The organism is Pseudomonas nitroreducens (assembly GCF_014204515.1).
Taxonomy (GTDB): Bacteria; Pseudomonadota; Gammaproteobacteria; order Pseudomonadales; family Pseudomonadaceae; genus Pseudomonas; species Pseudomonas nitritireducens_A.
Genome location: NZ_JACHLI010000042.1, coordinates 14,937 through 27,708, shown reverse-complemented (window position 1 = coordinate 27,708; position 12,772 = coordinate 14,937). Strand labels below are relative to the sequence as shown.

Below are 12,772 nucleotides of genomic sequence, written 5' to 3'. Positions count from 1 at the left end.
CTCGACGTGCTCGTCTACTGCTCGGCCGTCGGGCCAGGATGCCGCGGCAAGGTGACGCTGATGCGGGTTCCGCATTCGCGTTCGGGGTCAGCCGGGCTGTCTATGGTGATTTGCCCATAATGCTCTTCCACGATCGAATAGACCAGTGCGAGCCCCAGGCCGGTTCCCTTGCCCGGGTCCTTGGTGGTGAAGAAGGGCTCGAACAGGCGGTCGATGATCGATTTGGGAATGCCGCTGCCTTCGTCCTCGACGATCAGGTCGATGGTCTGCTCCGACGCCTCGGTACGCACGCGGATCGCGCCGTTGGCCGGGGAAGCGTCGCGGGCGTTGGACAGCAGGTTGATCAGTACCTGGGCCAGGCGCTGGGAATCGCCTTCCACCCAGTGTTCCGGGTCGCACAGGTTGAAGAACTGCACGTCGACGCTGCGCCGGTTCAGCGACAGCAGGCCGATCGCCTCCTGGGCGGCGTCGGCCAGGCACACCGGCTCGGCGGCCACCTGCTTGCCGCCGGCGTGGGCGAAGCTCATCAGCGACTGCACGATGCGCGAGACGCGCTTGGTCTGCTCCAGGATCTGCCCGCTGATCTCGGTCAGCTCGCCGTCGCCCTCGCGTTCTTCCCGCAGGTTCTGCGCCAGGCAGGCGATGCCGGTGATGGGGTTGCCGATCTCGTGGGCCACGCCGGCGGCGAGGCGGCCGATGGAGGCCAGGCGCTCGGAGTGGATCAGCTTGTCTTCCAGGGACTGGGTTTCGGTGAGGTCTTCGACCAGCAGCACCAGGCCGCTGTTACCGGGCGCGAGGGGTTCCTCGATCGCCGCCTTGTGCAGATTCAGCCAGCGTGTCTGGCCATCGATGGTCAGGCGCTGCTTGTGCAGGTGCTCGTCGGGTGCATCGATGAAGCCTTCCAGCAGGCCGCGCCACGGTTCGGAGAGGGCCGCGAGGCGCGAGCCGACCACGCGTTGCGCGCTGACCCCGGTGAGCTCCTCGATGGCGCGGTTCCACATGAGGATTTCCTGGTCCTTGGCCAGCGAGCAGACGCCCATGGGCAGGTCCTGCAGGGTCTGGCGGTGGTAGCGGCGCAGGGTGTCGAGCTCGGCGGCCAGGCCGGTGAGCCGGGAGTGGTAGTCCTCCAGGCGGCTCTCGATGAAGTGGATATCCTCGGTGACGTAGGCTTCGCTGCTGGCTTTATAAGGCAGGAAGGTTTCCACCATGTCCTGCGCCACGCTCGGGCCCATCAGGCCGGAAAGGTTGGCCTCGATGCGGTCGCGCAGGCGGCGCAGGGCATAGGGGCGGCGTTCGTCGAAGGGCAGGTGCAGGTCACGCAGGGCCTGTTCCACTTCGCGCTGGGCGGTCTTCGCGCCCAGCGGCTTGGCCAGCTGGCTGGCGAATTCCTGCGGGGACACGGCGATCAGCTCGCGACGCTGCGGGCGGCGCACGTTGTCCACGGCGCAGGCTTCGGCGGCGCCTTTCTCTTCATCGCTGGCTTCGGTGAACAGCGAGACCAGGGTGAACACCAGCACGTTGGCCGCCAGCGAGGCCAGCGCGGCGAGGTGCCAGGTGGTGTCGTCGAGCACGTACAGCGAGTTGAACAGCGGGACGTAGATGCTCTGCAGGTTCGCCACCAGCGGGGTGAGCATGGTCGCGCCCCACACCAGCATGCCCGCCACCAGGCCGGCGATGAAGCCGCGGCGGTTGGCGGTCGGCCAGTAGAGCACGGCCAGCGCGCCGGGGAGGAACTGCAGGGTGGCGACGAAGGAGACTATCCCCAGGTTCGACAGGTCCTGCTCGGCGCCCAGCAGCAGGTAGAAGGCATAGCCGGCCATGATGATCGCGGCGATCAGCGCGCGGCGGGTCCACTTCAGCCAGCGGTAGATGTTGCCTTCGGCCGGTGGCTGGTAGAGCGGCAGCACCAGGTGGTTGAGCACCATGCCCGAGAGCGCCAGGGTCATCACGATGATCAGGCCGCTGGCAGCGGAGATGCCGCCGACGAAGGCGGTCAGCGCCAGGGCCGGGCTGTCCACCGAGATGCCCAGGCCGAGGGTGAAGTATTCCGGGTTGGTCGAGGAGCCCAGGTGCAGGCCCGCCCAGAGGATCGGCGGCACCGCCAGGCTCATCGGCAGCAGGAACAGCGGCAGGCCCCAGCTGGCGCTGAGCAGTGCGCGCGGGTTGAGATTTTCGGTGAAAGTCATGTGGAACATGTGCGGCATGACGATGGCGGCGGCGAAGAACACCAGCAGCAGCGTGCGCCACGGTCCTTCGGCCAGCGGCGTGTGCAGGGTGCTCAGGGCTTCCTGGTTCTGCAGCAGCCAGACTTCCAGGCCATCCGGCCCACCGAACACGCCGTAGAGGGCGAACAGGCCGATGGAACAGAGCGCCACCAGCTTGACCAGCGACTCGAAGGCGATCGCCATCACCAGCCCTTCGTGGCGCTCACGGGTGGCGATGTGGCGCGCGCCGAAGAGGATGGCGAACAGCGTGATCAGCGCGCAGAACGCCAGAGCCGCGCGGTTGGGCTCGGATTCGCGGGTAAGGATGCTGATCGAGTCGGTCACTGCCTGGATCTGCAGCGCCAGCATCGGCAGCACGCCGATCAGCATGAACAGCGTGGTCAGCGCGCCGGCCCAGGTGCTGCGGAAGCGGAAGGCGAACAGGTCGGCCAGCGATGACAGCTGGTAGGCCCGGGTGATGCGCAGGATCGGGTAGAGCAGCACCGGTGCCAGCAGGAAGGCGCCGGAGACGCCCAGGTAGATCGCCAGGAAGCCGTAGCCGTACTGGTAGGCCAGCCCGACCGTGCCATAGAAGGCCCAGGCGCTGGCGTACACGCCCAGCGACAGGGTGTAGATCAGCGGGTGGCGCACCAGTCGGCGCGGAATGAAACCGCGCTCGGTGATCCAGGCGACACCGAACAGGACCATCAGGTAGGAGGCGCTGATCAGGATCAGCTGGGTGAGGCTAAAGCTCGTCAGCATCGCGCTGGCTCTGCAGGATGAAGGTGACGACGATCAGGATCAGCCACAGCAGATACGGGCGGTACCAGGCGCCGTGGGGATCGATCCACCAGTCCATGATGGCCGGTGAGAACAGGTAGATGCCCACGACCAGGAGCAACACCAGTCGGTAGATGTACATGTCGTCTCTCTCTTGGTTCGGCGGGCAGGCTACCTGTGCGGGCAGTTGCCGGCAAGCTGGCTGCCGGGTGGAGTCCGGCAGGGCCTGTAGGAGCGAGCTTGCTCGCGAACGAGTTTCGGGTTCGCGAGCAAGCTCGCTCCTGCAAAAAAGCATGCTGCGATATTCAGGGTGGGCAGGGAGACTGCCGCATCTATCGCGCTGCCTGGTCGTATCAGTCTAGAGCTGCGCGTCTTCCAGCGTCAGGCTGGGGGGGATGGCGCTGGCATTCCAGTGGGCGATGCCCCGCGCGAGCACTTCGCGCGGTGTGCTGCGCGCAAGTTCTGCGGGCGGATTCTGTCCCAGCGCTTTGAGCGCGCGTACCAGGAGCGGGGCAGCCTGATCGGCCTCCAGCGGCGGCGAGCGGTAGGACTTGCCCAGCTTGTGGCCGTCGGGCTGGATGATCAGCGGCACGTGCAGGTAGCGCGGCGCGGCGATGCCCAGCAGTTCCTGCAGGTAGAGCTGGCGCGGGGTGTTGTCCAGCAGGTCGGCGCCGCGAACGATATCGGTCACGCCCTGCCAGGCATCGTCCAGCACCACTGCCAGTTGATAGGCGAACAGCCCGTCACGGCGGCGGATGATGAAGTCGCCCACGTCGCGGCCCAGGTGCTGCCGGTACTCGCCCTGCAGGCGATCGGTGAAGCGGTAGTCCAGTTCCGGTACGCGGATGCGGATGGCAACGTCGCCGTGCCAGTCGTGCTGGGCATCGCGGCAGGTGCCGGGGTAGATGCCGTGACTGCCTTCGAGTTGCTTGCGCGAGCAGGTGCAGGCATAGGCCAGGCCGCTGCGCAGCCATTGCTCGACCTGGGCGGCGTAGGCGTCGCGGCGCTCGCTCTGGCGCTCCACCGGGCCGTCCCATTCGAAGCCGTAGCGTTCGAGGGTTTCCAGGATCGCCGCCTGGGCGCCGGGCATCTCGCGTGGCGGGTCGAGGTCTTCCATGCGCACCAGCCATTTTCCACCCACCGCGCGCGCATCCAGGTAGGACGCGACCGCCGCTACCAGCGAACCGAAGTGCAGGTAGCCGCTGGGGGTGGGGGCGAAGCGTCCGACGTAACGGGAGACGGGCATGGCGGTACTCGGCTGGGCAGCTATCTATAAAGCGCAGAAACGAAACGGGGCGCCGCAGCGCCCCGTTCGGGATCAACTAGGCTCAGGAGCCCAGCTGCTTTTCCTTGATTTCCGCCAGGGTCTTGCAGTCGATGCACAGGGTGGCGGTGGGGCGGGCTTCCAGACGGCGGATGCCGATCTCGACGCCACAGGAATCGCACCAGCCGTAGTCGTTGTCTTCGATCAGCTGCAGGGTCTCGTCGATCTTCTTGATCAGCTTGCGCTCGCGATCGCGGGCACGCAGCTCGAGGCTGAATTCTTCTTCCTGGCTGGCACGGTCGGCCGGGTCGGGGAAGTTTGCCGCTTCGTCCTGCATGTGGTGCACGGTACGGTCGACTTCTTCCATCAGCTCAACTTTCCATTTGTTGAGGATGGAGGTGAAGTGAGCGCGCATGCGATCACTCATGTACTCCTCGCCCTTGGTTTCCTGGTAGGGCTCGAAGCCACGAATCAGTTGGCTGCTCTGTTGTTTTGCTTTGGTGGGCATGGATGACCGCCTCTCACTTCGCTAATCCTCTCGCGGATGGTCCTTCTCCGGCACCGCCGGCCCCGCGCTCGCAAGCGGGCGAACTTACCAGAACGATTACCGGGACGCTACTCCCGGTTGTCGCACCTGGCAGTGCCCGCACATACCTGATCACCTGTTCGCCGACCTGTCGGTCACGGGCAGTGGGTTTGTCGGCAAACCGCCGCAGGATCGCTGGCTTTTACCAGACGAAGCCTGCAACTTTGCGGGTGCTGCGCGTTCTGTGCACGGCACCCCAGTATTCATCAGTGGCCTGTTAGAATCCCGGCTCTGTCGCAAAGTTCGGAATATTGCATGGCCACCACCTTCAGTGCGCGCAGCCGCGCCATCGAACCCTTCCACGTCATGGCGCTGCTGGCGCGGGCCAACGAGCTGCAGGCCGCGGGCCACGACGTCATCCACCTGGAAATCGGCGAGCCGGACTTCACCACCGCGGCGCCCATCGTCGAGGCTGGGCAGCGGGCCCTGGCCAACGGTCACACGCGCTACACCGCCGCACGTGGCCTGCCGGCCCTGCGCGAAGCCATCGCCGGCTTCTACGCGCAGCGCTACGGACTGTCGATCGACCCGCAGCGCATTCTCGTCACGCCCGGCGGTTCCGGTGCCCTGCTGCTGGCCAGCAGCCTGCTGGTGGACCCGGGCAAGCACTGGCTGCTGGCCGATCCGGGCTACCCGTGCAACCGGCACTTCCTGCGCCTGGTGGAAGGCGCCGCGCAGTTGGTGCCGGTCGGTCCGGAGAGTCGTTACCAACTCACCCCGGAGCTCATCGAGCGGCATTGGGATCAGGACAGTGTAGGCGCTCTGGCCGCTTCGCCGGCCAATCCTACCGGCACCCTGTTGCACAAGGATGAACTCGCGGCGCTGTCCGGCGCCCTGAAGGCGCGCGGCGGCCATCTGGTGGTGGACGAGATCTACCACGGCCTGACCTACGGCCTGGATGCGCCCAGCGTGCTGGAAGTGGATGACGAGGCCTTCGTCCTCAACAGTTTCTCCAAATATTTCGGCATGACCGGCTGGCGCCTGGGTTGGCTGGTGGCGCCGCCCGAAGCCGTGGGTGAGCTGGAAAAACTGGCGCAGAACCTCTACATCAGCGCGCCGAGCATGGCCCAGCATGCTGCGCTGGCCTGCTTCGAGCCGGCGACCCTGGCGATTCTCGAAGAGCGCCGCGAAGAGTTCCGCCGCCGCCGCGACTACCTGCTGCCGGCCTTGCGCGAGCTGGGCTTCGGTATTGCCGTGGAGCCCGAAGGTGCCTTTTATCTGTATGCGGATATCAGCGCCTTTGGTGGCGACGCCTTCGCCTTCTGCCAGCACTTCATCGAGACCGAGCACGTGGCCTTTACGCCAGGGATCGACTTCGGGCGCTATCAGGCCTCGCACCATGTGCGTTTCGCCTACACCCAGAGCGTCGAGCGTCTGCAGCAGGCGGTGGAGCGCATCGCCCGCGGCCTGAAAACCTGGCATCCCTGATGCGCTTCGAGCCGGCGCTGGAAGAGGCGCGCCTGATCAAACGTTACAAGCGCTTTCTGGCAGATATCGAGACTGCCAGCGGTGAGTTGCTGACCATCCACTGCCCGAATACCGGCTCCATGCTCAATTGCATGAGTGAGGGATGCCGTGTCTGGTTCAGCCGCTCCGATGACCCCAAGCGCAAGTTGCCCGGCACCTGGGAGCTGGTGGAAACGCCCCAGGGCCGGCTGGCCTGCGTCAACACCGGGCGCGCGAATCGCCTGGTGGAAGAGGCGCTGCTGGCTGGCACGGTGACCGAGCTGGCCGGCTTCGACGAGCTGCGCCGCGAAGTCGCCTACGGCCAGGAAAGCAGCCGCGCGGACTTCCGCCTGCTGTACGCCGGCAAGCCGGTGTATGTGGAAGTGAAGAGCGTGACCCTGGGCTTCGATGACACCCTGGTCGCCGCCTTTCCCGACGCCGTTACCCAGCGTGGAGCCAAGCATCTGCGCGAGCTGGCCGCCCTGGCGCGCGAGGGCATGCGTGCGGTGCTGCTGTACGCGGTGAACCTGTCGGAGATCGAAGCAGTGCGCCCGGCGGCGGAAATCGACCCGGCGTATGCCGCGGCGCTGGCAGAGGCGCGCAATGCCGGAGTCGAAGTGTTGGCGTACGGGGCGCGGATAGACACCCAGGAGATTCGCCTGGATAGGCCTCTCAAAGTGCTGCTGTGATTTTCAGGAACGCCCTATGGGTGCGAGCCCACTCTTGCAGGCGTATACCCCGCGCAGAGGGCGCTTTTGTAGGAGCGGACCTTGTCCGCGAAGTCGTGAAACAGCGCGCCGGAGTCCAGGGATTTCACGGATAAGATCCGCTCCTACAGGCTCCTGTGAGGGCTATTCGCTACTCGGCGGAATGGATGTCCAGCCAGATGCCCTGCTCGTCCTCGTGGCAGGGCAGCGCTTCCAGCCAATCGCCCAGGCAGGGCCCCTGGATGCATTCACCGGTCTCGATCAGGAACAGCGCGCCATGGTGGCCGCATTGCAGCAATCGGCCGCTGGCGTCGAGAAAATTCTCGGCGTCGTAACCCAGGGGGATCTCCCGGTGCGGGCAGCGATTGCGATAGGCATGGACAAGGCCCGCGCGGCGCACGGCGAACAGGTTCAGGCCAGCGGCCTTGAAGCCCCGGCACTGGCCTTCGGCCAGGTCGTGCGGGGCGCAGAGCAGGATCATCCGGGACTTTCCATTCAGGTGCGGCATCACAGGCGGACATTATCCGCGCAGGAATGCCGGCACCGGAAGAGGGTGCACTTCCGTGTGCTGAAGAGGGGCCGAGCTGGCGTCTTGCCAGCGAAGCGGCGCAGACCTTAAGCCGCTCTGACATTTAATGCAAATAATTATCAAATAGATTTCCTGAATTTCCTGTGGCAATGTTCGTCTTATTGCCGCCGCGCGGCGGCGTGCCCCTGCATGAACGAGGAATTCCGTGATGACCACCCTGACTGCGCCGGCCTCCGAGCTGTACCGCGCCTGGCAAACCCTGCGCGCAGAGAAACCGCGCCTGCGCGCCCGCGATGCGGCGCAGCACCTGGCTGTGACTGAGGCCGAATTGACCGCCAGCCGCCTGGGCGTGGACGCCGTGCGCCTGCGTACCGATTGGGCAGCGTTGCTGCCGGCCCTGGGCGAGTTGGGGCAGATCATGGCGCTGACGCGCAACGAATATTGCGTCCACGAGCGCAAGGGGCCGTACCGCGACGTGACCGTCTCCGCCAATGGCCAGATGGGCCTGGTGGTGTCGCCGGACATCGACCTGCGCCTGTTCCTCGGTGGCTGGGCCAGCGCTTTCGCCATCAGTGAAGAGACGGCTCATGGCACCCAGCGCAGCATCCAGGTGTTCGACCGCCAGGGCAGCGCCGTACACAAGGTGTTCCTCACCGAGCAGAGCGATCTTGCGGCCTGGGAGCCACTGGTGCGCAGCTTCACCGCCGCCGAGCAGAGTGCCGAGCTGGACCTGGTGCCGGCAGAGCCCAAGGCCGCCGCGCTGGCTGACGGTGAAATCGACGCCCCCGCCCTGCGTGAAGGCTGGGCCGCGCTGAAGGACACCCACCACTTCTTCGCCCTGCTGAAGAAGCACAAGGTCCAGCGCACCCAGGCACTGCGCCTGGCCGGCCGCGAGTGGGCCGAGCCGTTGGCTACTGCCGAGCTGCCGCGCCTACTGGAAGCGGCGGGGGCGAACCAGTTGCCGATCATGCTCTTCGTCGGCAACGCCCATTGCATCCAGATCCACACCGGCACCGTGGAAAACCTCAAGTGGATGGACGACTGGTTCAACGTCCTCGACCCGCTGTTCAACCTGCACCTGAAGACGCCAGGGGTCACCGAACTGTGGCGTGTGCGCAAGCCCAGCAGTGATGGTGTGGTCACCAGCTGGGAGGCCTTCGACGCCCACGGCGAGCTGGTGCTGCAAATCTTCGGCGCGCGCAAACCCGGCGTGCCGGAACTGGAAAGCTGGCGCGAGCTGGCCGAATCCTTCCCGGCGCTCTGAGGACCGACAGCATGAAGAAGACTCCCTGGATCGTGACCGGCCTGTTCGCCGGACTCTGCCTCGCTGCCACCAGCGTGCTCGCTGATAGCCTGCCGCAACGCTGGGTGAGTGCCGGCGGCTCGCTGAGCGAATGGGTCGTCGCCCTAGGCGGCGAAGGCAAGCTGGTCGGCGTCGACACCACCAGCCTGCACCCGGCATCGCTGCATGCATTGCCGAAGATCGGTTATCAGCGGCAGCTGGCCGCCGAAGGCATCCTCGCGCTGAAGCCGGACATCCTGCTGGGCAGCGAGGAGATGGGCCCGCCGCCGGTGCTGCAGCAACTGCGCGCCGCAGGCGTGCGCATCGAGACGCTATCGGCCAAGGCCGACGAGAAGACCGTGCACGACACCATCCAGCGTCTGGGCGAGCTGCTCGGTGCGCCGGACAAGGCCAGGCAGGTGGAAGCAGACTTCACGGCGCGGCTCTCCGCCCAGGACGCCTGGGTGAAGAAAGCCCAGTCCGCCCAGACGGCGCCCGGTGTGGTCCTGCTGGTCGGGCATGCCGGCGGCAATCTGCTGGTAGCCGGGCAGGGCACCTCCGGCGACTGGCTGATCCAGCACGCCGGCGGCAGGAACCTGGCGACCCACAGCGGCTACAAGACGTTGTCGAGCGAAGCCCTGACGGCGCTGAATCCGCAGGTGGTGGTACTCAGTGACCGTGCCCTGGACGGCGACAAGGCCCGCGCCGCGCTGACCCAGCAGAACCCCGGCCTGGCCGCCACCAGCGCGGTGCGCGACGGCCGCGTGCTGGTGCTGGATCCGACCCTGCTGGTGGGCGGTCTCGGCCCGCGCATTCCGGACTGGCTGGCGAGGCTTTCCCAGGCCTTTTATCCTTCCGCGCAGGCCCTGAATTCGGAAAGCCGTCCTTGACTCGGATCGTTACCGCTCGACCGCTGTTCCTGTTACTCGGTTTTCTCTTGCTGCTGGTCACCTGGCTCTCACTGGCCCTCGGGCCGGTGAGCCTGCCGCTGGGCGATACCCTGCGCGCCCTGGCGCATATGCTGGGATTGCCAGTGTCCGCCGACGGGCTTGGCCAGGCCGAGCTGATCGTCGGGCAGATCCGCCTGCCGCGCACGCTGCTGGGGATCGCCACCGGCGGTGTGCTCGCCCTGGCGGGTGTGGCGATGCAGGGGCTGTTCCGCAACCCGCTGGCCGATCCCGGCCTGATCGGGGTCTCCAGCGGTGCCGCGCTGGGCGCCGCCATCGCCATCGTTTTCGGCGCGTCCATCGGTGGTTTGCCCGAAGCTTTCGCGCCCTATCTGCTGTCCGCCTGTGCCTTTGCCGGCGGCCTGCTGGTAACGGCGCTGGTCTATCGCCTGGGCCGCCACAACGGTCAGACCAGCGTGGCGACCATGCTGCTCGCCGGTATCGCGCTGACTGCGTTGGCGGGCGCGCTGATCGGCCTGTTCACTTACCTGGCCGATGACGCCACCCTGCGCACCCTGACCTTCTGGAACCTGGGCAGCCTCAACGGCGCGAGCTACCCGCGACTCTGGCCGCTACTACTGATCACCCTGCTGGTGGCCTGCTGGCTGCCACGCCGGGTGAATGCGCTGAACGCACTGCTATTGGGCGAATCCGAGGCGCGTCACCTGGGCTTCGACGTCGAGCGGCTGAAAGTCGAGCTGATCCTCTGCACCGCGCTGGGTGTGGGTGCGGCTGTGGCCGCCGCCGGCATGATCGGCTTCATCGGCCTGGTGGTACCGCATCTGCTGCGGCTGATCGTCGGCCCGGATCACCGTGTGCTGCTGCCGGCGTCGATGTTCGGTGGGGCGATCCTACTGCTGTTGGCCGATCTGATCGCACGGCTGGCGCTGGCGCCGGCTGAGCTGCCGATCGGCATCGTCACCGCGCTGATCGGTGCGCCGTTCTTCCTTTATCTGCTGATCAGGGGGCGTTCCTGATGCTGTGCGCAGACAAGCTGCTGGTGAAGCGCGGCGCGCAGACCGTCCTGCAGGATGTCAGCGTAACGCTGCAGCCGGGCGAAGTGCTCGGCGTGCTCGGTCCCAACGGCGCGGGCAAGAGCACCCTGCTCGGCGCCATGAACGGTGAACTGCCATTGGCCGGTGGGGCGGTGAGCCTCGACGGTCGTCCGCTGGAGTCCTGGCAAGGCAGCGAGCGCGCACGCCGGCTGGCCGTGCTGCCGCAATCGTCCTCGCTGAATTTCGCCTTCCCCGTCGAGGCGGTGGTCGGTTTCGGCCGGTTGCCCCACGACAGTGGCCGCCAGCGTGACGAGGAAATCATCCGCGAGGCGATGGCCGCTGCCGATGCTTCGCACCTGGCCGGGCGCAGTTACCTGGCGCTATCGGGCGGCGAACGTCAGCGTGTTCACCTGGCCCGTGTGCTGGCGCAGCTCTGGCCGGGCGGCTCGGAGCAGGTCCTGCTGCTGGACGAGCCGACCTCGGCACTCGACCCGCTGCACCAGCACACCACGCTGCAGGCCGTGCGCGAATTTGCAGGGCGCGGCGCGGCAGTGCTGGTGATCCTGCACGACCTCAACCTCGCGGCGCGTTACTGTGATCGCCTGTTGCTGCTGCACGAAACGCGTGCCCATCTGCTGGGCACGCCTCACGAAGTGTTGCAGGCCGAGCCGTTGCGCACCGTCTTCGGTCTCGATGTGCTGGTACACGAGCATCCGGAGCGCGGTCATCCGCTGATCATTGCTCGCTGACTGGAGTCGCCATGAACAAGCTGCTGTTCGTCCCGCTGCTGGCGCTGCTCTCTGCGTGCCAGACCCAGGTTGCGGCGCCGCCCTTGCCGGTCTGGCAGAGCCCGGAAGGGCGCGATAGCGCCGAGCTGGGGGTGATCCGCGACCTGCGCAGTGGCGAGCAGCTCTCGCCGGCACAGTTGCTGGATCGTCTGGCTGCCGCGCCACGGCTGTTGATCGGCGAGCAGCACGACAATCCGGATCACCACGCCCTTGAACTCTGGCTGGTGCGCGCCCTGGCCGAGCGTCGTCCGAGTGGCAGTGTGCTGCTGGAAATGCTCAATCCGGATCAGCAGGGCGCCGTGACCGCCACCCAGGCGGCCGCGGCGAAAGGTGAAACGCCCATCGACCTGATCGGCGCGCTGCATTGGCAGTCCGGCTGGGACTGGTCGCAATACGGTCCCCTGGTGACCTGGCTGGTGAAGCAGCCGGCGCCCTTGCTGGCGGCCAACCTCGATCGCAGCGAGATCATGGATATCTACCGCCGCCAGCCGCAACTGCGCGGCGCGGCTTCCACGGCGGCGCCGGTGCGCGAGGCGTTGCTGGAAGATATCCGCGACTCCCATTGCGGCCTGCTGCCCGACAGCCAGTTGCCGGCCATGCTGGCGGTGCAGCAGCAGCGCGACCGGCGCCTGGCCGAGCATTTCAAGGCAGCGCCGCAGCCGGCCGTGCTGATTGCCGGCGGTTTCCACGCGCGGCGGGACCTGGGCGTGCCCGTGCATCTGCAGGACCTGGACGCAGCGCAAGGACTGCAGGTGGTGATGCTGGCAGAGGTGGGCAGGACCGTTGCCCCGCAGCAGGCGGACTATGCGTGGTATACGCCGGCGCAGCCGCCGACCGATTACTGCGCGCAGCTGCGCGGCAGAATGTGAAGGGGCCGCAAGGCCCTTTTTTCATGGGCGGGGAATGCCCGACGCTGCAGGAATCGCGGGCAAAAAAAGACCCGGCAAAGTGCCGGGTCCAAACCGTGATTAGCCTGATGAGGAGATAATCTGAAGAGTCCGACTGCGTGGTCTCTCGAGCTTATCCAACTGGCCTCGCAGCCAGTGGTTGTAATAATAACCATTATCATTTGAGAGTCAACCCTTTTTCTTCAATTCGTTCGAAGGCGCAAGAGCGAGGGCATCGACCAGCAGCCGGCTAAATCCAAGGCAAAAAAAGACCCGGCAAAGTGCCGGGTCCAAACCGTGATTAGCCTGATGAGGAGATAATCTGAAGAGTCCGACTGCGTGGTCTCTCGAGCTTAT

12 protein-coding genes are annotated in these 12,772 nt (G+C 66.3%); 7 read left to right on the top strand and 5 right to left on the bottom strand.

Features of this window, described 5'->3' with window-relative positions:
- Positions 1 to 14: 14 nt before the first annotated feature.
- The 4 genes from HNP46_RS31885 to dksA form a co-directional block, all read right to left on the bottom strand.
- The gene (locus tag HNP46_RS31885) at positions 15 to 2,966 is read right to left on the bottom strand and encodes a sensor histidine kinase (protein WP_184597147.1); all 2,952 of its coding nucleotides are present in this window, start codon (positions 2,964 to 2,966) and stop codon (positions 15 to 17) included.
- Positions 2,950 to 3,126, bottom strand: a complete 177-nt coding sequence (locus tag HNP46_RS31880; protein WP_015478907.1) for a hypothetical protein — start codon at positions 3,124 to 3,126, stop codon at positions 2,950 to 2,952. Before HNP46_RS31880 ends, HNP46_RS31885 begins: the two co-directional genes overlap by 17 nt.
- Before the next feature lie 216 nt (positions 3,127 to 3,342).
- Positions 3,343 to 4,230: a tRNA glutamyl-Q(34) synthetase GluQRS gene (gluQRS, locus tag HNP46_RS31875; RefSeq protein WP_184597145.1), complete on the bottom strand. Its 888-nt coding sequence runs from the start codon at positions 4,228 to 4,230 to the stop codon at positions 3,343 to 3,345.
- An 82-nt stretch (positions 4,231 to 4,312) separates the two neighbouring features.
- Positions 4,313 to 4,756: an RNA polymerase-binding protein DksA gene (gene dksA, locus HNP46_RS31870; RefSeq protein WP_015478905.1), complete on the bottom strand. Its 444-nt coding sequence runs from the start codon at positions 4,754 to 4,756 to the stop codon at positions 4,313 to 4,315.
- Positions 4,757 to 5,089: 333 nt separating this feature from the next.
- Between dksA and HNP46_RS31865 the strand changes: the two genes are divergently transcribed.
- Positions 5,090 to 6,262 carry a pyridoxal phosphate-dependent aminotransferase gene (locus HNP46_RS31865; RefSeq protein ID WP_184597143.1) on the top strand — a complete coding sequence of 391 codons (1,173 nt, stop codon included), beginning with the start codon at positions 5,090 to 5,092 and terminating at the stop codon, positions 6,260 to 6,262.
- Positions 6,262 to 6,969 (top strand): DNA/RNA nuclease SfsA, encoded by a 708-nt coding sequence (gene sfsA, locus HNP46_RS31860; protein WP_184597141.1) that lies wholly within the window; start codon positions 6,262 to 6,264, stop codon positions 6,967 to 6,969. The genes HNP46_RS31865 and sfsA overlap by 1 nt, the downstream gene beginning before the upstream one ends.
- A gap of 169 nt (positions 6,970 to 7,138) precedes the next feature.
- On the opposite strand, the gene HNP46_RS31855 is transcribed toward sfsA, so the two are convergent.
- Positions 7,139 to 7,468 (bottom strand): Rieske (2Fe-2S) protein, encoded by a 330-nt coding sequence (locus HNP46_RS31855; RefSeq protein WP_184597139.1) that lies wholly within the window; start codon positions 7,466 to 7,468, stop codon positions 7,139 to 7,141.
- Between the two features lie 256 nt (positions 7,469 to 7,724).
- On the opposite strand from HNP46_RS31855, the gene HNP46_RS31850 reads away from it, so the two are divergent.
- From HNP46_RS31850 to HNP46_RS31830, 5 genes are read left to right on the top strand one after another with little or no spacing between them, the layout of a single operon-like run.
- A complete protein-coding gene (locus HNP46_RS31850) occupies positions 7,725 to 8,780 on the top strand; it encodes a hemin-degrading factor (protein ID WP_184597130.1) in 1,056 nt (351 codons plus the stop codon).
- Positions 8,781 to 8,791: 11 nt separating this feature from the next.
- Positions 8,792 to 9,688, top strand: coding sequence for a heme/hemin ABC transporter substrate-binding protein (locus tag HNP46_RS31845; RefSeq protein WP_184597127.1), 897 nt, complete (start codon positions 8,792 to 8,794; stop codon positions 9,686 to 9,688).
- A gap of 50 nt (positions 9,689 to 9,738) precedes the next feature.
- Positions 9,739 to 10,722 (top strand): FecCD family ABC transporter permease, encoded by a 984-nt coding sequence (locus HNP46_RS31840; protein WP_184597192.1) that lies wholly within the window; start codon positions 9,739 to 9,741, stop codon positions 10,720 to 10,722.
- On the top strand, positions 10,722 to 11,489 hold the full coding sequence (locus HNP46_RS31835) for a heme ABC transporter ATP-binding protein (RefSeq protein WP_184597125.1): 768 nt from the start codon (positions 10,722 to 10,724) through the stop codon (positions 11,487 to 11,489). The genes HNP46_RS31840 and HNP46_RS31835 overlap by 1 nt, the downstream gene beginning before the upstream one ends.
- Positions 11,490 to 11,500: 11 nt before the next feature.
- Positions 11,501 to 12,397 (top strand): ChaN family lipoprotein, encoded by an 897-nt coding sequence (locus HNP46_RS31830; RefSeq protein WP_184597123.1) that lies wholly within the window; start codon positions 11,501 to 11,503, stop codon positions 12,395 to 12,397.
- Positions 12,398 to 12,772: the final 375 nt, after the last annotated feature.

Coding starts and splice junctions, on each gene's coding strand:
- HNP46_RS31835 (WP_184597125.1), top strand. CDS start 10,722: ATGCTGTGCGCAGACAAGCTGCTGGTGAAGCGCGGCGCGCAGACCGTC.
- HNP46_RS31885 (WP_184597147.1), bottom strand. CDS start 2,966: ATGCTGACGAGCTTTAGCCTCACCCAGCTGATCCTGATCAGCGCCTCC.
- HNP46_RS31880 (WP_015478907.1), bottom strand. CDS start 3,126: ATGTACATCTACCGACTGGTGTTGCTCCTGGTCGTGGGCATCTACCTG.
- HNP46_RS31830 (WP_184597123.1), top strand. CDS start 11,501: ATGAACAAGCTGCTGTTCGTCCCGCTGCTGGCGCTGCTCTCTGCGTGC.
- dksA (WP_015478905.1), bottom strand. CDS start 4,756: ATGCCCACCAAAGCAAAACAACAGAGCAGCCAACTGATTCGTGGCTTC.
- sfsA (WP_184597141.1), top strand. CDS start 6,262: ATGCGCTTCGAGCCGGCGCTGGAAGAGGCGCGCCTGATCAAACGTTAC.
- HNP46_RS31845 (WP_184597127.1), top strand. CDS start 8,792: ATGAAGAAGACTCCCTGGATCGTGACCGGCCTGTTCGCCGGACTCTGC.
- HNP46_RS31850 (WP_184597130.1), top strand. CDS start 7,725: ATGACCACCCTGACTGCGCCGGCCTCCGAGCTGTACCGCGCCTGGCAA.
- HNP46_RS31865 (WP_184597143.1), top strand. CDS start 5,090: ATGGCCACCACCTTCAGTGCGCGCAGCCGCGCCATCGAACCCTTCCAC.
- gluQRS (WP_184597145.1), bottom strand. CDS start 4,230: ATGCCCGTCTCCCGTTACGTCGGACGCTTCGCCCCCACCCCCAGCGGC.
- HNP46_RS31855 (WP_184597139.1), bottom strand. CDS start 7,468: ATGATCCTGCTCTGCGCCCCGCACGACCTGGCCGAAGGCCAGTGCCGG.